We start from the raw sequence: 17578 nt of genomic DNA on the forward strand, positions 1-17578 counted from the left end.
GTGTTGCGGGATTAGCTTAGAATGAAGTCCCGAGGCGGACGTAGTAGCCGACGCCCTCTGGATCGGTGAATCGGTATGCTACGCCGAGGCGGTAGCGGATTGCCGAATAGAGGACGTAATAGTCGATGATAATCTCGGTGCCAGCCGAGAGGAGTGGGCGCGACTGCGATGTGTTCCAGGTGTTGGCGGCGTCGGCGAAGAATGTCCAGAAGATGCGGTTGTAGTGTATCGGCCACGCCCGCAGGCCGCGATTCTCTAATGCGAGGGGGGCGCGGTATTCCAGGGATGCGGACCAGGCGTGCCGTCCCGACCGCGTAGATGTCTCGTATCCTCGTGCCGGAAAAATGATTGACTCAGTGCCTCCGATGTCGAAGTAGCTGTCGTCGCTGCCCGGTCCCCGAGATGCGCCAGCACTCGCGCGCAGTGCCAGGACGGGTGCTGCGAATTGGCGACCCGGAAACCAGTGTGGTAGTCGCGCATAGGTCTTGATGGAGCCTCTGATGTCATCTGCCGAGCGGTCGTTTGAGGCGGGCGAGAGGTCGTGGCGTCGCCTGACGCGAACGGAGAACGATGTGCCGGTCGCCTGTCCCATCTGAAAGGCGGATGATCGCGCATTGGTGGCGGAGAAACGCACCGATAGTTCGCCCAGGGTATTGCGCGGATCATCGAGTCGAAACCGATGGGTTTTCCGTAACGCGGAGTCCAGTACTTCTCGATCCTCTCGCACGAGTCCGCCAGAGACTGTGAGTGAGACACTGCTTCGCGCCTTTGGCTTTACCAGCGTCATTGATCCTGAAGCGCGGCGTTCTCGCTCGAGGACGAAAAAGGTTTCGGTTGGGGCATCGGTACTCTCCTGGTATAATCTGGCGCCGTCTTCATCCCAGTCCTGCGATAGTGATAATCCGAGCGAGGGGTTCCCCAGCCCGTTGTAGCGGTAAGACAAATCGCCTGCTGCTCTTTCGTCAGAATACGATCTAACTGGCAGGTAGATGCGGGCACCGATTTCGTATTCGTGCCGGCGCACGAGGTCGATCCCTGAGGTGCGAGCGCCGATGGATGTGCCGAGTATTTTAGTGCGGCGTATTGCCGTTTCTCCCTTGCGGTGAGCGGGTACTGCGATAGGGTAATTCCATATGGGTTCCCAGTAGTAGGGCCGCAGGGTCGCAAGCGGCGAGTAGGCGCGTACCGGTCCTTCTGCGCGTCCGCGTGATCTGTTGGCGACCTCGGCGGTGGTGTGTGTCGAGTCCGCGCGAGGCGCGGGTGGTGCAGCAATGGGTTTGAATGGAATCCGTTCGATCTCCCAGCCATCGACATGGTAAGCCGAGAAGTAGAGCCAGCGGTCCGACGGATCGACGCTGGGGTACGCCGCCCCTGTGCGGAGATTGGTCAGCATGACGGGAGGCGAGACTTGCCCGTTATCGACTTTTGCTGCCAGCACGTTTGAGATGCCGCTGCGGTCGGAAGCCCAGACTAGCCACTGCCCGTTGGCACTCCATGATGGGGCGAAGTCGAGGGCGCGGTCGCGGGTCACTTCGCAGATGAGGTTGCCGTGTGCATTGAGGAGGACGATGTCGTGGTACCCCTGAGTCCAGCGGGTCGCCGCGATCCATTGGCCATCGGGTGAGATTGCCGGGTACGCCCAGTGGGTGTCTGGATCGGGGGGGACCAGCATTTCGATGGCACCGCTGTTGAGGTTGACCCGTGCCAGCCCGCTGGTTCCTCCTCCTTCGGCGACTGCAACTGCCCAGCCTGCGGGACTGACCGATGGGGCGGTTAAGCGGGCGCGAGTTGTTATGCGTCGTACACGATTGACCTGCGTTACGCGGTAGAGGTCTCTAAATCTGCGGTGGGGACCGGCAAATTCATATTGCGCGAAGACGATGTCCCCATTGGGGGTGAAGGCAAATGTGGTGCTGCCATTGGTCAGGGCTACGGTCGATTCACCACTGCCATCTAATCTGGTTGATACCAGTTTGGCATCTGACCGTCCATCTGATCGGATGTAGTACAGTGTTTTGCCATCGGGCGATACTTTTGGGTGGTATGCATAGCGAGCACCGGGGGTTATTGCCTGTGGCTCGGTGATTGCACCGAATCTGGCGAGGCGGGTGTCCAGTTCCGCCGCAGCTGCCCGCTGTGTATCTGCCCACGCTTTCCACTCATTCGTCAAGGTGGCGCCAAAGGCGCTGCGACCTGCGGCATCGAGGCGGTAGGGGATCCACTGGTTTTCCACTGCTTCGACGAAGGCTATCATGCGATCGCGCCCGTATTTTTGTATCAGGTGTTCGAAGAAGAGCGATCCGTAAGCATAAGCGCGCGTGCCACCCGGCCATTGAGGCGAGTTGCCACCCGCCTGACCGATGGACTCGAACCGCCCTTCGAGAGCTGCTGTTCGCAGTACCATTTTGTGGAATGTTCCAAGAGTGCGTCCGGTGCCAGTCAGGGCGGATTCGTACCAGACGGCGATTCCTTCGCGTACCCACCGAGGGGTAGCGCGTGCGGGGATTGTAAAAGCCGGGACTGGCAGGCGTTCGATTGGAGAAAATGAGATGTAGGGGGACGGTACGCGTCCAAATGGTTTGTGCAACAAGCTATAGCGGCCCGGGCGGTCAATGTGGAAGATGTGCGTCAGTTCGTGTACGATGACGTTTTCCAGCCGATCGTTGTAATAAGCACGTCCGAAAGAGTCAATCGGTGGGCGGGCGTAGATGGTGATTCGGTTTGAGGGACGCACACTCGCGTAGCCATTCGAGACGTCGATGTGATCGGTTAGTACAAGATCGATTATTCCGCGTGGTGCGTCGATGAACTGTTCAGATAGCCGGGCGTGCGCCCATTCTGCACGCTCCGCTGCCCTGCGTCCCAGGTCTTCGAGGTACGCGGGAAAAGTGACGCGGAAATGTTCTGTATCGAGCGTGCGCCACGATTCGTCCGGTGCAATGCGTTGCGCCGATGCCGGTACCGTGCATAAGGCGATGATAGTGAGTACAATTTTTATTTTTGCACCCATCCTCAATTTCTCGTTTGAATATTAAAAATTGTGGAAGCCGTGTCCCGAGCCGGGGAACCAGATGAGGTCTATGACCATTCCGACGCCAATGCCGGTGCAATAGCCTATTACTGTGCCGTAGAAGAAGGGTTTTGCGCGTTCGTAGAGGCGGGGACCGCCAAAATGAACGATGAGGAGTTTGGCTGCCCAGACCATGAGTATGCTCAGGGCGTAATAGCGCGGTCCTGTTGTGTATTGAAATGCGAGGCCGAGGGGATGTAGTGGCCAGCGGGGGAACCACGTGCGCAGGCCAGCCAATAATGCGGCTATTCCCGCGCCCAGGAGCCAGATGCCGAGTTTTTGGGGATCGAAAGATGTTTTTTCGGTTTCGCCCAATGCGCGCCCAATTCCGCCAAAAATTCCCAGGGGTCCTTCCCAGAGTGTCCAGGAACGCAGGAAGAGCGCGGAGTCGCGATAACAATAGTAGATGATGGTGGCGGCACAGACAAAGAAGCCCATGGTGAAGGCGAGAAAGACGACGCCACTTGTCCAGTTTTTGCCGCGTTCTGCAGGTACATCGTCCATGGCTTTGAAGTGGTGGGGCAATACCTGCATGGTTTGTATGCGTCCGCCGCCGTAGAATACGCCGCTGTTGACGAGGTGCATTGCGGTCATTTCGCGGGTCGATAGGGTGGCTGTGCCGAGGATTGCGTTGACAAAGCCCGATCCTTTGATCCACACGGGGAATAGATACCCAAATCCGCTGGCGGCAATGAATTTGGAGGTCGCAAAATACGCGATGAACATCATTAGTAGATGGACAATTGCGAGAGAGAACGACATGCCCAGGGATATGAAGAAGCTGCAGAGGTACAACACGGAAATGATCAGGCCGATAACGGCGAAGCGGTAGGAGATGGGTCCATCGCCGCGGTTGCCTTTTAAGGCGGTTTTCGCCACATGTATCAGGTGTCGTCGCGCGATCCATACAGACCATACGACGAGCACGGTCATCGCGCCGTGGCTTTCGAGGTTGACGATTTCTCCGCCTTTGGCAACTTGTCCTTCTAACCCGACTGTGAAACCGGTGCGGTTGATGACGCCCATTTTGACTACGGCGAAGAGGCCAAAGAACCAGAAGCTGAACAGAAGATCCAGGCTACACAAATATCCGAGGCCAATGACCAGGGGCAAGACGCGCAAATAGACGGGGGGGAAGCTCTGTGCTACAGTCATGGATTTGGTGTTGATGCTGTCGAAGAGCGTGATGCGGGGGACGTTGGGAAACCAGAAGTTGATGATGTTCCACCCAATGATGCCCGCGGTCCAGGCAAAGCCGGCCCAGAAGACGGGGTCGCGGAAAATTTTGGGCAGTGCGCGGCCTTCGCCAAAGCCCTCCATGAGGTCCATGGGGAAGTTGACGAGTGGATAGGTCAAGCGCTCGGCATCTGCCCATTGGCGATGAAAAATGGCGATGACAAAAAATCCGGCGGCCATGAAGGCCAGTACGCCAGAGAACCACCATAAGACGGATGGTATCCAACCCGTCCAGGGGACAACTTCGCCCGTGTGCAGGCCGAAGTAGAAGCGGTCCATGATCCAGGGCGTGGGTTCGGGAAATGCCCAGTGGGGCAGTTCATCTAAGAACAATTCTGCCCAGCGATTTTCCGGCGATGCAAAAAAGTAAGGTGCGGGCAATGCGCCGATAAAATATCCCATCCAGCCGACGCCGGGCATCATGCCCACAATCCACATGGTGGCAAAGATGACCATCATTTCGTGACGCGAGAGCACAGATTGAGGCGCGATCCGGGCGATGATCATGTTGATCACGACCCAGAGGAGAAATCCCAGGATGAGGGCGACGGGAAAACTGGATTTGACCATTGATCCCGCATGGAGTACGATTTCGAGGACATTTTGAGAATAGGCCATCAGGCCAGCGGTGAGCAGGCCGAGGAGGATGGATCGCCCGGTAATACGCGGCGATTCGGTCGGTTGAATTTGGGGATCGGGTTGCGATATAGCCATTTTGTACTCCGTGTTTAGAATGCGCGTTAATATACGATGCCCGAATAGAGGTGTCAAACGCATGGGGTTGTGTTTGTGATTTTGTGATATTGGGGTTATTATGGAAGGGACTGGAGGGCGGGGACTTCACACTTCACACTTCATACTTTCTTATGGCACGCAAAGATATTCGAACCATTTCAATTTTTTGTGCGAAATGTAGAACCCTGCTGTACAAATACCGCAAGGGTGGGCGAGGCGGATTGGTGAAGTGCATGGTGGAGCGGATTGCCGAAGACCATACCCGGGGGGATATGAAATGCCCGAAATGCAGACAGGCGTTTGCGAGGTTCAGGATGTATGGAGGACAGGCCGCGCACAAGATTATACAGGGAAAGGTTTTTACGAAGGGTATGGCGAGGCGGTAGAGTTAAAAAAGGAGCGAAAACACGATGGCTAAATTTGTCGCGAATTACGATGAAGACAAGGTGCCCGATTACACATTGCCCGATCCGTTGATTTTTGGAGATGGAACAAAGGTCGAAGATGCTGCTTTGTGGGAAAGACGGCGGGCAGAGATTTTGTCTTTGTTTGAAACGCAGGTGTATGGCAAGATGCCGGGTGCTACGGCGGACATGCATTTTGAGACGCGGTTTGTGAATGGGGATGCGTTGGACGGGATTTGTAAGGAAGTTCGCATTTATTTTTCTAAAGATGCGGAGCCGCGAATGGATATTTTAATTTTTTTGCCAAAATACGCTGATGGACCTTTGCCGTTGTTTGTGGGATTGAATTTTGGGGGTAATCACACTGTTCATACCGATCCCCAAATTACATTGTCCGAGCGGTGGATGCGTCCGAAAACGGAGGGGGTTTTGGATCATCGGGCGACGGAAGCAGCGCGCGGTACGGCTGCAAACAGGTGGCCTGTGGGGAGGATTTTGGCAAGGGGTTACGGTCTGGCTACGATTTATTGCGGCGATCTGGACCCGGATTATGATGATGGGTTTCAAAATGGCGTGCATCCGCTTTTTGACAGGCGAAATACTGGCGATGACTGGGGGGCTATTGGCGCGTGGGCGTGGGGATTGATGAGGGCGATGGATTATTTTGAGAGCGATGAGGCGATTGATCACGCTCGGGTTGCCGTGATGGGGCATTCGCGATTGGGCAAGACGGCGTTGTGGGCTGGCGCACAAGACGAGCGGTTTGCCCTTGTGATTTCAAATAATTCGGGTTGTGGAGGCGCAGCGCTTTCCCGCCGTCGATATGGCGAAACAGTGGGGCGGATTAATACCAGTTTTCCACACTGGTTTTGCGATAATTTTAAGCGGTATAATGAGCGCGAGGACGATTTGCCCATTGACCAGCATTTGCTCATTGCTCTGATGGCGCCTCGCCCGGTTTATGTTGCCAGTGCAGAAGAAGATAATTGGGCGGATCCAAAGGGGGAGTTTTTGGGTGCGAAACACGCGGATGCGGTTTATCGTTTGTTGGGAACAGATGGCCTGGTTGCTGAAAATATGCCGCGTGTTCACGAGCCGATTATGAGTCGCATTGGGTATCATATTCGCGCAGGTGGACACGCAGTGACGGATTACGATTGGGATCGGTATATGGGTTTTGCCGATAAACACTGGCAGTGAAGTTCGACGCGTGGTTGAACAGAAAGGAATAGTTATGGCAACTCAAGCAGAACGATCTTACGCGCTTAAAGCTGTGCCGGGATTTTATTCGTCGTATTCGGGTATTCAGATTGCGGCGCAGACGTCAGATAGTGCGAGCGATGAAGATTTGCAATTTATGCAGCAACTCGGCGTGGAATGGATGATGGTCGGCGTTGACGACCAGGAGAACCAGAATGCCGATTATTACAGGGCGTTGAAAGACAGGTTTGCAAAATACGGTTTGCAGATTTATCGCATTGCCAATCGCAGTGTACACAATATGCCCGAAGTGACCCTGAATTTGCCGGGGCGCGATGAGAAGGTCGAGGAATTTATCACTTTTATTCGCAATCTGGGCGAGGCGGGTATTCCGTACAATACGTATGCACATATGGGTAATGGGATTTGGAGTTCGGGGCGCACAACGCGGCGCGGGGGCATGGATGCGCGGACGCTCGATATCGAGAATGCCACAGGGCACTGGGACGGTCAGATTTTTGAAGGTAAATTGACCCATGGGCGGGTATATAGCGAGGATGAGCTTTGGGAGAATTACGAATATATGATTCGCAAGGTCGCGCCTGTTGCCGAAGAATCAGGCGTTTATATCGGTATTCATCCCGATGATCCCCCCGTGTATCCTCTGGGCGGGATTCCGCGCTGTATGTTTGGCAATTTTAAGGGGTACAAGCAGGCGATGGATATTGCAGATAGTCCAAATATTGGGGTTTGTTTGTGCGTGGGGTGCTGGCTTGAAGGGGGTAAAGAAGGCATGGGCGTGGATGTGATTGAGGCTATTCACTATTTTGCCAGCCGCAAGAAGTTGTTTAAGGTGCATTTTCGCAATGTTTCAAATCCGATGCCAGAGCCGTGGGCAGAGACTTTAATAGATGATGGATACCAGGATATGCATGCGGTGATGAAAGCTCTGCGGGAGGTGGCGTTTGACGGGGCGATTATTCCGGATCATATCCCGCAGATTCTGGGAGGCCATCGCGCGGGGGTGGCGTATTCGATTGCCTATATGCGCGCGCTGGTTCAGGCGGTGAATAACGAAGTGGGTTAGGGGTTACGGTCCACGTTTTCCCGTCGCGATGATTGTACCGGCGGGCAATAAGGTGTCAAGTCGGTTTGGCAGGTTGTCGCCGATGCTGTGCAGCCAGGTCATGAGTTGATCGCGCAGATCGTTTTCTATGGTTGATATGTGGGGTAGCCCACTCAGGTTTTTCATTTCGTGTGGATCGGTTTGCAGGTCGTAAAATTCGTCGGTGTCTTGCGGATTCCACACGTATTTGTATCGTTCGTTGCGAATGGCACGCACTTCAAAGCTGTAACCGTTGTAGCGGTAGTAAACGCCATGTGCGATTTGCTGCCAGTCTGGGGGGCGGTTTTGTGTCCCGACGAGTGGGAGGAGGTTGCGCCCCTCTCGCGGTTGGTCAGCGGATGATTCTGCGCAGATGAGAGAAAAGAGGGTCTCGCCGATGTCGAGCAATGAGACATAAGCGTCCTGGGTTGCAGGTGGTGTGTTGGGCGCGCGAATGATGAGCGGGATGCGCCAGACTTCTTCGTAAAAATAAGCCCCTTTGTCAAATCGGTTGTGTGCGCCTTCCATGTCGCCGTGGTCAGATGTGAAGACAACGGTTGTGGTGTCGCCGAGGTCGAGGCGGTCTAAGGCGTTGAGTATGCGCCCGATGGCTTCATCGACCATTGTGATGTGTGCGTGGGAATAGGCGATGACGGTTTTCCATTCTTCTTCGTCGAGCGGGGCGGTGTCCATGCATCCCCACCAGGGTGTCGAATGGAACCAGGGTCGTCCCTTGCAGTTGTCGCTCAGGTTTGTAGGGAGTTCGACGCGTGTGCGGAGTTCCTGGGCGAGTTTGACGTATTCTTCGGGCAGGTGATGCGGAAAGTGTGGCGGTGCAGAAGATACGGTGAGAAAGAAGGGTTTGTTTTGGTGGCTCTGCGTCCACGTTTCGAGAAATTTTACGCCTTTGTTTATGGTGGGGAAGGGTTGGATATTTTCTTTTGGCTGCGGTGATTCCCCCCAAAATGGCGCGCGTCCTTTGATGAGGTTTTTGGTTTGGTTGGCGTAGCTGGCAACGGTCTTTTCGTAGGTGTGATCATTTGTTTGTGGGTGGTATGGCTTTGAGTGTATTTCGATATTGGGATCAAAGCCGTGTGCGCCGCGTTTTTCCGGGTTGATATGCCCGAGGTGCCACTTGCCGTAGTAACCGACGTGATAGCCGAGGCGCACGGCTTCGTCAATCCAGGTTTTTTGATGGCGTGGCATGGATTCCTGGAGGGAATAGCCGACGGATTGGTTGTCGTAAACGCCATTTTGATGCGGCCAGCGAGCCGTGAGCAATGTGCCCCGAGCAGGTGTGCAGAGGGGACAGGATGTAAAAGTATTTGTGAATACCGTGCCTTCGGATGATAGGCGGTCAATATTCGGCGTGGGTATGTCGGCACCGAGAAAACCAAATGCCCATGCAGGCCATTGGTCGGTGAGGATGAATAAGACGTTTTGCATGATCAGAAGCCTTTCATCTGCGTAAAACGCTCAAATTACTCGCGTTTTTTCTGCGTTCATCTGCGGAGAGTGCTTTTCGATAATAAACCGATCTTTGCGGTATTTCGCAATCTCAGATTTGCCCTTGATAGATGCACATATAGTCACTATATTATATCACCTCTTATTCTCCTCCCCTGATTTGATGCGCTATACTTTGTTTTTCCTTCCCCGCATGTCTTTTCTGTTATCTTCACCTTCCAAACAAGGGTAGGAATATATTATGGCAACGGCAATAAAATCGCGCACTTCCAACACTACGCAACTCGATTTGCTCTCGCAACCGAAGGCCAATGGGAAAGCCAATGGCAAGAAAAATGGCGCCCATAATTACGACGAGAGTAAGATCAAAACCCTTTCTTCGCTCGAGCATATTCGGTTGCGCACGGGTATGTACATTGGGCGGCTCGGCTCGGGTACTGATCCCGACGACGGTATATACGTTTTGCTCAAAGAGGTAGTGGATAATGCCGTCGATGAATTTATTTCGGGTTTTGGCACAAAAATCGATGTGACTATTGACGCCAATCACGTCAGTGTGCGCGACTATGGGCGCGGTGTTCCGCTCGGCAAAATTGTCGAATGCGTTTCTGTGATCAATACCGGTGCCAAATACAACGACGATGTTTTCCAATTTAGCGTGGGTCTCAATGGCGTGGGTAGCAAAGCGGTCAATGCGCTTTCTACGGATTTTCGTGTGGTGGCCTATCGCGATGGCAGGTACGCCGAAGCCCGCTTTACGCGTGGGAAGCTCATTTCCGAAAAAAAGGGGAGGACTCGGGAACCAGATGGCTCCCTTTTTGAGTTCACGCCCGATTCTGAGATTTTTGACGAATACGATTACAATTTCGAATACGTCGAGCGCCGCATGTGGAACTACGCCTGCCTCAATAGCGGTCTCACGCTCGTTTTTAACAAACAGAAATTCGTCTCAAGGCGCGGCTTGCTCGATTTTCTCAGCCGCGAGGTCGATGATTCGGCGCTTTACGAACCCGCGTATTACAAGGGGCAATATCTCGAATTTGCATTTACGCATACGTCCAATTATGGGGAAAACTATTTTTCTTTTGTAAATGGACAATACACCATTGACGGTGGCACGCATCAAAGTGCTTTTCGAGAGGGTATTTTGAAAGGCGTCAATGAGTTTTACAAGAAGAATTACAGCGGCGTGGATGTGCGGGAATCCATCAATGGCGCTGTTGCGGTCAAGCTCAAAGAACCCGTTTTTGAGTCGCAAACAAAAAACAAACTCGGCAATACCGAAGTGCGCTCGTGGATTGTTTCTGAAACGCGCAGTGCTGTGGTCGATTTTTTGCACAAGAATACCACGGCGGCGCAAAAACTTCAGGAGAAGATCAACCACAATGAGCGCCTGCGCCGAGAACTCAACGATGTCAAGAAAAAGGCAAAGGAAGTCGCCCGCAAGGTTTCCATCAAAATCCCGCATTTCAAGGATTGTAAATATCACAAGGGCGATAAAAAACGCGGTGATGAATCTACTATTTTTATCACCGAAGGTCCATCTGCTGCCGGGTCTATGGTTGCTGCCCGCGATGTGGAGACTCAGGCTATTTTTGGTCTGAAGGGCGTGCCTCTCAATGTGTTTGGGAAAACAAAAGCCGCGATTTACAAGAATGAAGAACTCTACAATCTCATGACGGCTTTGGGTATTGAAGACAGTGTTGAAAATCTCCGTTTCAATAATGTGGTCATTGCTACGGATGCCGATTACGATGGTTTCCACATCCGCAATTTGTTGATGACTTTTTTCCTCAATTATTTCGAAGAACTCGTTACTTCTGGTCACGTCTATATTCTGGAGACGCCAATTTTTCGCGTGCGCAATAGCCGCGAGACGCGCTATTGTTATAGCGAAAAAGAACGCAATCAGGCCGTTGCAGATTTGCGAAATCCCGAGGTTACGCGCTTCAAGGGATTGGGGGAGATCTCTCCAGGTGAATTTGGACAATTCATCGGAGAGGATATGCGCCTGATTAAAGTCGGCGTGCGCGCGCTCGCCGAGGTCCCAACTACCCTCGAATTTTACATGGGAAAGAATACGCCCGATCGCAGAGATTATATTGTGGAGCATTTGATTTAGAGGACTAACAATGGCTTATATCGACAAGTTATTTGACCAGTATTTTTTAGAACACGCTTCTTATGTTGTGAAGGATAGGGCGATTCCCGACATTGACGATGGTCTCAAGCCCGTACAGCGCCGCATTTTACACGCGCTCAAAGAACAGGACGATGGAAAATTTCACAAGGTCGCCAATGTCGTGGGGCAGACGATGAAATATCACCCCCACGGCGACCAGTCGATTTACGGCGCGCTGGTTCATCTGGCGAACAAAGACCTGTTTATCGATAAACAGGGCAATTTCGGCAATATTTATACTGGCGACGAAGCCTCGGCTGCGCGCTATATCGAATGCCGATTGACCCCGCTCGCCAAAGATGTGTTGTTCAATCCGGAAATTACCGAATACATTGAGTCCTACGATGGTCGCAATAACGAACCCGTTGTTTTTCCGGCGAAAATTCCCGTGCTTCTCGCGCAGGGTACCGAAGGTATTGCGCCGGGCATGACCACGCGGGTGTTGTCCCACAATTTGATCGAATTATTGCAGGCGCAAATTGCCTATCTCCAGGGAGAGGATTTTCAGGCCTTTCCCGATTTTGCGACGGGCGGTTTTGTCGATGTCGCCGAATACGCCGATGGCAATGGTAAGGTGCTCGTGCGTGCGAAACTCGATACCAAAAATTCCAAGCGCATTATCGTGCGCGAATTGCCTTTTGGCTCTACGTCTGAGTCCCTCATCGCTTCGATTGAAGGTGCAGCCCGGAAAAACAAGCTCAAAATCGCGGGTATCAGCGATTATACGGGTGAGGAAGTCGAAATTGAAATTCGCCTTGCCCGGGGCGTGCATACCAAGGATACTGTGGATGCGCTTTACGCTTTTACCGACTGCGAGCAATCGATCAGTGTCAGTGCTCTCGTTATCAAGGACAATCGCCCCCATATCGCCACGGTTAGCGATATTCTCAAACACAATGCCGACCAATTGGTCGATATTCTCACGGCAGAGCTTAAAATTGAGCAGCGTCAGGTGCGGGACAGGTTGCACGCCAGAACTCTCGAACAGGTTTTTATCGAAAACCGCGTTTACAAGGCAATTGAGGATGTCGCCGATTCCAGTGCGATTCACGAGGCGATACGCACGGGTTTGGAGCCTTTTCTCAGTACAATCAGGCGCAAGGTCACATCAGAAGATCTCGATACACTTTTACAAATTCCCATTCGACGCATTTCGCTTTACGATATCACCAGAGCAAAAAGAGAGATGCGTGAAATGCGCGCGCGGCTCAGGGAGATCAAGGCCAATCTCGATAATATCACGGGCTTTACCATTGATTTTCTGGAATATTTGGTTGATCAATACAAGGACAAGTATCCCCGACGTACTGAGGTTACTTCTTTTGATCAGGTGGATGCTCGCGAAGTGGCACAGCGCAATCTCAAGTTGCGCTATGATAAGAAGACGGGTTATCTCGGTTATGATGTCAATGGCAGTACGCTTATGGATGTGTCGCAATACGACCGAGTGCTCGTGATTCGCAAAAATGGCACTTATTCTCTGCACGAGGCACCCGATCGTCTCTTTGTGGATAAGGGTATGCTATTTTGCGATTTTGTCGATTCCGAACGGGTGTACACGGTTATTTACAGGGATAAGAAGACCAATTATCCCTGTATCAAGCGTTGTAAGCTGGACACATTTATTTTGAATAGGGGATATGAACTCGTGCCGCCGGGATGCCGCTTGCTCAAGCTCACAACCGACCGCGATGTCGAGGTTCACGTATCCTATAAACCCAAACCCCGTCTGCGTATTCTAAATGAAGAATTTGCGATTGAAGACTACGCGGTTCGCGGCAAAACTGCCAAAGGCATGCGCCTATCAGCGCGCGAGGTCAAAAGTGCTAAATTTGTGAAGACCAGAGCCTAAAAAATGTGTTACTCAATCTAATGGGGAACGAATGAGAATAAGCACCCATTAGGCCAAAATTAAGGAGAACTTTGATGCTAGTTGATCTTTTTTCGAAGCGACAGGCGCGAAGGCGGGGCGAAGTTCCTGATGTGTACCAGTACGACATTCCTCAACAATTAAGAGTTCAGATTGTCCAGATTTTGGAAAATGTCTTGGGGTATCCCAATAGCTACGGTGCTCAAGGCGCTTGTGAGTTCATCCACAAGGCTTTGTGCCATGAATACGGGGTCTTCTCACTTAGTGAATCCTATGGTTCCGACTTCGAGTCAATTGCCAACTTCCTACTTCAGACAGAGCAAACAGAACAGGCTATTGATGTCATTGAACTATCGTTTCGATTTCTATATCGCTACGTCTATGACAATGCTCATGCATTTAGTGACCGGAAGATTTCACCCGACGATGCGATTGTAGAACTAAATCATAGGTTCAACGAACACGGCGTAGGGTATCAGTATGAATCTGGAAAAATAATTCAAGTTGATTCTCAGGTGATCCATACAGAAGTCGTGAGGCCTGCATTGACGATGCTTTCCGACCCGATGTACAAAGGCGCGAATGCAGAATTTCTGAGCGCGCACGAACACTATCGAAAGAGAAGATACAAAGAATGCCTGAATGACTGTCTCAAGGCATTTGAGAGTTGTCTCAAGGCGATTTGCGATAAGAGAGGATGGAGTTACAATAAAACAGACACTGCCAAGCGTCTGATTGATACTGTGTTTAAACACCAGTTGATTCCAACTTTCATGCAGTCACACTTCTCGGCACTGAGAAGCACATTAGAGGCGGGCGTTCCCACTGTTCGCAATCGTCTATCGGGACATGGACAAGGAAGTACAGTAGTCCCCGTTCCAGAATCCATCGCAGGATACGCACTTCATTTGACCGCATCAAACATCCTTTTGTTGGCGCGAGCTAATGAGGAAACGAAATAGGATTTATTATATATGCCCGAAAAGAAAAAACAGCATTATGTTCCTGTGTTCTATCTAAAGCGTTTTTCACCGGACGGGAGAAGTATCGGGCTGTGGAATATCCAATCTAAAAAAAAGGTACCTGCAGCAAGCTTAAAAAGCCAATGTTGTGAAAACTTTTTCTACGAACAGGGCGAAAATATAGAAAATTCGCTTAGCGATCTTGAAAGTCAGGCATCAAAAGTCCTTAGAGGTATTGATCGGGACGGCTCTTTGCCTCCCGCCTGGCATCGAAACTATGAAATCTTAAGGCGATACATTTTTACGCAGCTTTTTAGAACTAAGTATATGACAGACGAAATAAATAGCATGTTAGATCAATTTAAGGGCACGGTTACACAAAATAATCCTCATCTATTACGCATAAATGGACATACAAAAGAAGAATTTGAGGAGATCGTAGAAGAATTTAAGGGGAATACCCCGGAATTTTCTATAGTTGTTGCTTACTCTGATAGGGTGAAAAAGACGACTCCAGATTTAAAGAGTAAATTGTTAATTAACAAGACTAAAGTAGAATTTTTAACGTCTGATCATCCTGTTATTTTATACAACCAATTACTGAATTTTATGTCATCTTTTGGGATACCTGGTTCTCGTACGGGATTGCCTGCAAAAGGACTTCAAGTTTTCTTTCCTATCAGTCCAACGAAGTTAATGTTGTTTTATGATCCTACTTCGTATCAGGTTGGTCATAGTCAGCGTCGAAACGTACCAATACGCCACAAACAGGAGGTTTTAGATATAAATATTCTTCAGATGTGCTCTGCCCATGAAAACATTTATTTTAAAAATGAAACTTTTGACATCGATACTTTATATAATCGAGCCAAGCCATATATGAGAAGAATGCAAAATGATTTTAATAAGCAAAACTTTAATGTTCAAAAAGAAAGGGAAAGTGGACTTATCCACATGCATGGCTCAAGACCAGATATAAATACCGATTTGAAACCGTCCTTTATTCGTATAATGCAGGACGCCAAGCTTTACCGAACGAATATCAAAGAGAAAATAGAGGCTGGTCACAGTATTCCAGCTATTCTCCTACGAGAATCTTTGGGTAATTTAAGCATATAATTCCCGGATATATTGGATTCCCAACAATTCTATATAAGGAGTTTATCGAATGAAAACAGAATTTTATCCCATTTCCTTATCAGCGATATCCCTGAAGGTCGCACAAAAAAATGGCAGACGAAGAAAATCTCAACAGGAAGGTCAACCTTTTTTGTTTGAACATCAATTCGTGGATAACACAAAAAAGATTAAGAATGAGTTTGGAGAGGAGATTATTCGGGTAGATGGCGATATCCCTGTGAATTTACCCGTCAATGATGGGGATAGATTTCTGTTTATCAGTTACGACCAGAGTATCCTAACACATGGGTTGCACAAGTATCCAGCCAAATTCTTTCCAGAATTGCCTCGCTGGTTGATTCAACGATATTCAAAAAAGAAAGACCGCATACTTGATCCCTTTTCTGGGAGTGGGACCACAAATGTTGAAGCTCTGCGCTTGGGACGGAACTCTGTTGGGATTGATGTTGATCCCTTTTCCCGCTTCCTTTCAAAAGTCAAAGTAACACCTTTAGATGCGGCAGAACTCAAATCGTCTCAAGAATCTCTTTTACAGGCAGTCTTGAATTACCAACCCTCGCTGGTTGCAGAATCGGATATACCTGACTTCCCATATAGGGACAACTGGTTCAATCGAGAGATTACCCTTGAACTGGCCTATCTAAAAAAGTATATTGATTCCCTTGATACAAGTCAGGATATCAAAGACTTCTTCAAAGTTTGTTTTTCCTCAATCATCCGCTCAGTGTCCAATGCCGACGATAATTGCACGCGAACCGTGATTCGTAAAACATTGGGCAAAAAGGTATGTCCTGCTGATGCACTGAAAAAATTTGCAGAATCTGTACTGGTCAATGTGCCTAAGATGGTAGAATTTTCTCAAAATGATCTCAATGGTATAACGACTCACTTCCCAGAGGACATGGATGCGAGAAATATAAAGTACGATGTAGAGGTTTTTGATTTGGCATTGACGTCTCCTCCATACGCCAATGCAGTAGATTATCCGAGAACCCACCAGCTGGAAATTTATTGGTTGGGATTTGCTGAGGGCACATTGACGCCGTTAAAGAAAAAAAACGTGGGCACGGAAAGTGTTTCATCTCGTGATTACCAGGTACAACATCAGATTGGTGTAAAGGATGCGGATACCGTCATTTCTAAAATTTTTGAAGTAGATCCAAGGAGAGCCTATATTGCGTTCAAATACTTAGAAGACATGAAAAAGAATCTGGCTGAAGTGTACAAGGTTTTGTGCAAGGAGGGGAGATACATCATCGTTGTGGGTAATAATCGGATTCGCGGTCAGCTATTCGAAAGTTGGAAGTATCTCATGACACTCGCTGAAGACATCGGGTTTGATGTTGAAAATTACTTTGGATCAGAGATCATAAAGCACTTTATTAAGGTCCCAAGAGGGGAACGCATCAATACAGACTGGATTTTGGTGCTCAAAAAGTAAGAATAGAAAGGAAAAAACATGGCAATGAGTAAAGATAAAGGGCTACAAGCGTCAATAGATGGCTTTGCCCATGAGCATATTGTTGTTGGAATGCTGATGAAAAAATATGGGAATGTTTCATTGGTCACCTTGCCACTGTCACCTTACGATATAATCATTGTGCGACCAGATGAAGAACTTGGACGCGAAGATATTATCCGCGCTCAAGTAAAAACAGCAACTCGATCTATTAGCTTTACCGGTGGTACTAGAGGCGGTGTAGATAGAGAATATATATCTGACGTTAAAAAATACCGACAATCAACAGAAACTTCAGATGTTGTCATTGGTATTCATCCGATAAACGGTAACTCATTTGAACTCTATTTCGTTCCCACTGTTCTAATTGAACAACTGGATCAAGACAGTATTTCCATTAACAAAATACAAGATCTGAAGAACAACTATGATGTTTTAGAGAATTGTAAGAACAAGGATTTGATTATAGAAAAGTGCCTAGAGTATGGGATTCTTAAGAGTTCATATTTCTTGAGTACTCTTTTTTAATTCTTTGAAGCTCTCCTTGGATTTCGGGATCCGCGGCCATTTCGTTTAACTGTGCATCACCGTCTGTTTTATCAGAGATATTTTCTCTTATTCGGTGGCTTACGCGCTCAATAAGGAGCAATTGATCATCTAAGGACAACCGACTGATATTTTCTTCTAATTCAGAAAGAAAGGATGGTGCAGACATGGTTGTTCCCCTAAAATCATCCCGCTCAAGATG

At 49.6% G+C, this 17578-nt stretch carries 13 protein-coding genes; 9 read left to right on the plus strand and 4 right to left on the minus strand.

The features are described from left to right. Positions 1 to 16: 16 nt before the first annotated feature. On the minus strand, positions 17 to 3010 hold the full coding sequence (locus OXH16_11795; protein ID MCY3682074.1) for a hypothetical protein: 2994 nt from the start codon (positions 3008 to 3010) through the stop codon (positions 17 to 19). Between the two features lie 21 nt (positions 3011 to 3031). Beyond that, complete coding sequence (locus OXH16_11800; protein MCY3682075.1) at positions 3032 to 5020, minus strand: hypothetical protein; 1989 nt, start codon at positions 5018 to 5020, stop codon at positions 3032 to 3034. A 152-nt stretch (positions 5021 to 5172) separates the two neighbouring features. On the opposite strand from OXH16_11800, the gene OXH16_11805 reads away from it, so the two are divergent. The 3 genes from OXH16_11805 to OXH16_11815 are packed head-to-tail and all read left to right on the plus strand — an operon-like array spanning position 5173 to position 7732. After that, positions 5173 to 5427 carry a hypothetical protein gene (locus OXH16_11805; GenBank protein MCY3682076.1) on the plus strand — a complete coding sequence of 85 codons (255 nt, stop codon included), beginning with the start codon at positions 5173 to 5175 and terminating at the stop codon, positions 5425 to 5427. Positions 5428 to 5451: 24 nt separating this feature from the next. After that, positions 5452 to 6645 (plus strand): acetylxylan esterase, encoded by a 1194-nt coding sequence (locus tag OXH16_11810; protein ID MCY3682077.1) that lies wholly within the window; start codon positions 5452 to 5454, stop codon positions 6643 to 6645. A gap of 34 nt (positions 6646 to 6679) precedes the next feature. Continuing rightward, on the plus strand, positions 6680 to 7732 hold the full coding sequence (locus OXH16_11815) for a mannonate dehydratase (protein MCY3682078.1): 1053 nt from the start codon (positions 6680 to 6682) through the stop codon (positions 7730 to 7732). Between the two features lie 3 nt (positions 7733 to 7735). Here the strand turns inward: OXH16_11815 and OXH16_11820 are convergent, their stop codons facing one another. Next, positions 7736 to 9196, minus strand: a complete 1461-nt coding sequence (locus OXH16_11820; GenBank protein MCY3682079.1) for a sulfatase-like hydrolase/transferase — start codon at positions 9194 to 9196, stop codon at positions 7736 to 7738. 430 nt (positions 9197 to 9626) lie between these two features. Here OXH16_11820 and OXH16_11825 point away from each other — a divergent pair, with 430 nt between their 5' ends. The 6 genes from OXH16_11825 (at position 9627) to OXH16_11850 (ending at position 17358) form a co-directional block, all read left to right on the plus strand. After that, the gene (locus OXH16_11825; GenBank protein ID MCY3682080.1) at positions 9627 to 11339 is read left to right on the plus strand and encodes a toprim domain-containing protein; all 1713 of its coding nucleotides are present in this window, start codon (positions 9627 to 9629) and stop codon (positions 11337 to 11339) included. Between the two features lie 10 nt (positions 11340 to 11349). Further along, positions 11350 to 13251: a DNA topoisomerase IV subunit A gene (locus OXH16_11830; GenBank protein MCY3682081.1), complete on the plus strand. Its 1902-nt coding sequence runs from the start codon at positions 11350 to 11352 to the stop codon at positions 13249 to 13251. A gap of 71 nt (positions 13252 to 13322) precedes the next feature. Beyond that, on the plus strand, positions 13323 to 14231 hold the full coding sequence (locus tag OXH16_11835; GenBank protein ID MCY3682082.1) for a hypothetical protein: 909 nt from the start codon (positions 13323 to 13325) through the stop codon (positions 14229 to 14231). Between the two features lie 12 nt (positions 14232 to 14243). Next, positions 14244 to 15350, plus strand: coding sequence for a DUF4238 domain-containing protein (locus OXH16_11840; protein MCY3682083.1), 1107 nt, complete (start codon positions 14244 to 14246; stop codon positions 15348 to 15350). A 49-nt stretch (positions 15351 to 15399) separates the two neighbouring features. Next, complete coding sequence (locus tag OXH16_11845; protein MCY3682084.1) at positions 15400 to 16812, plus strand: DNA methyltransferase; 1413 nt, start codon at positions 15400 to 15402, stop codon at positions 16810 to 16812. A gap of 18 nt (positions 16813 to 16830) precedes the next feature. Further along, a complete protein-coding gene (locus OXH16_11850; protein MCY3682085.1) occupies positions 16831 to 17358 on the plus strand; it encodes a hypothetical protein in 528 nt (175 codons plus the stop codon). Here the strand turns inward: OXH16_11850 and OXH16_11855 are convergent. Then, the gene (locus OXH16_11855; GenBank protein ID MCY3682086.1) at positions 17324 to 17545 is read right to left on the minus strand and encodes a hypothetical protein; all 222 of its coding nucleotides are present in this window, start codon (positions 17543 to 17545) and stop codon (positions 17324 to 17326) included. The two genes, OXH16_11850 and OXH16_11855, sit on opposite strands and share 35 nt — an antisense overlap. Positions 17546 to 17578: the final 33 nt, after the last annotated feature.

It is taken from the genome of Gemmatimonadota bacterium (assembly GCA_026705765.1).
In the GTDB taxonomy this organism is placed as follows: Bacteria; Latescibacterota; UBA2968; order UBA2968; family UBA2968; genus VXRD01.

Coding starts and splice junctions, on each gene's coding strand:
- OXH16_11805 (MCY3682076.1), top strand. CDS start 5,173: ATGGCACGCAAAGATATTCGAACCATTTCAATTTTTTGTGCGAAATGT.
- OXH16_11815 (MCY3682078.1), top strand. CDS start 6,680: ATGGCAACTCAAGCAGAACGATCTTACGCGCTTAAAGCTGTGCCGGGA.
- OXH16_11810 (MCY3682077.1), top strand. CDS start 5,452: ATGGCTAAATTTGTCGCGAATTACGATGAAGACAAGGTGCCCGATTAC.
- OXH16_11850 (MCY3682085.1), top strand. CDS start 16,831: ATGGCAATGAGTAAAGATAAAGGGCTACAAGCGTCAATAGATGGCTTT.
- OXH16_11820 (MCY3682079.1), bottom strand. CDS start 9,196: ATGCAAAACGTCTTATTCATCCTCACCGACCAATGGCCTGCATGGGCA.
- OXH16_11800 (MCY3682075.1), bottom strand. CDS start 5,020: ATGGCTATATCGCAACCCGATCCCCAAATTCAACCGACCGAATCGCCG.
- OXH16_11825 (MCY3682080.1), top strand. CDS start 9,627: ATGTACATTGGGCGGCTCGGCTCGGGTACTGATCCCGACGACGGTATA.
- OXH16_11845 (MCY3682084.1), top strand. CDS start 15,400: ATGAAAACAGAATTTTATCCCATTTCCTTATCAGCGATATCCCTGAAG.
- OXH16_11795 (MCY3682074.1), bottom strand. CDS start 3,010: ATGGGTGCAAAAATAAAAATTGTACTCACTATCATCGCCTTATGCACG.
- OXH16_11830 (MCY3682081.1), top strand. CDS start 11,350: ATGGCTTATATCGACAAGTTATTTGACCAGTATTTTTTAGAACACGCT.
- OXH16_11840 (MCY3682083.1), top strand. CDS start 14,244: ATGCCCGAAAAGAAAAAACAGCATTATGTTCCTGTGTTCTATCTAAAG.
- OXH16_11855 (MCY3682086.1), bottom strand. CDS start 17,545: ATGTCTGCACCATCCTTTCTTTCTGAATTAGAAGAAAATATCAGTCGG.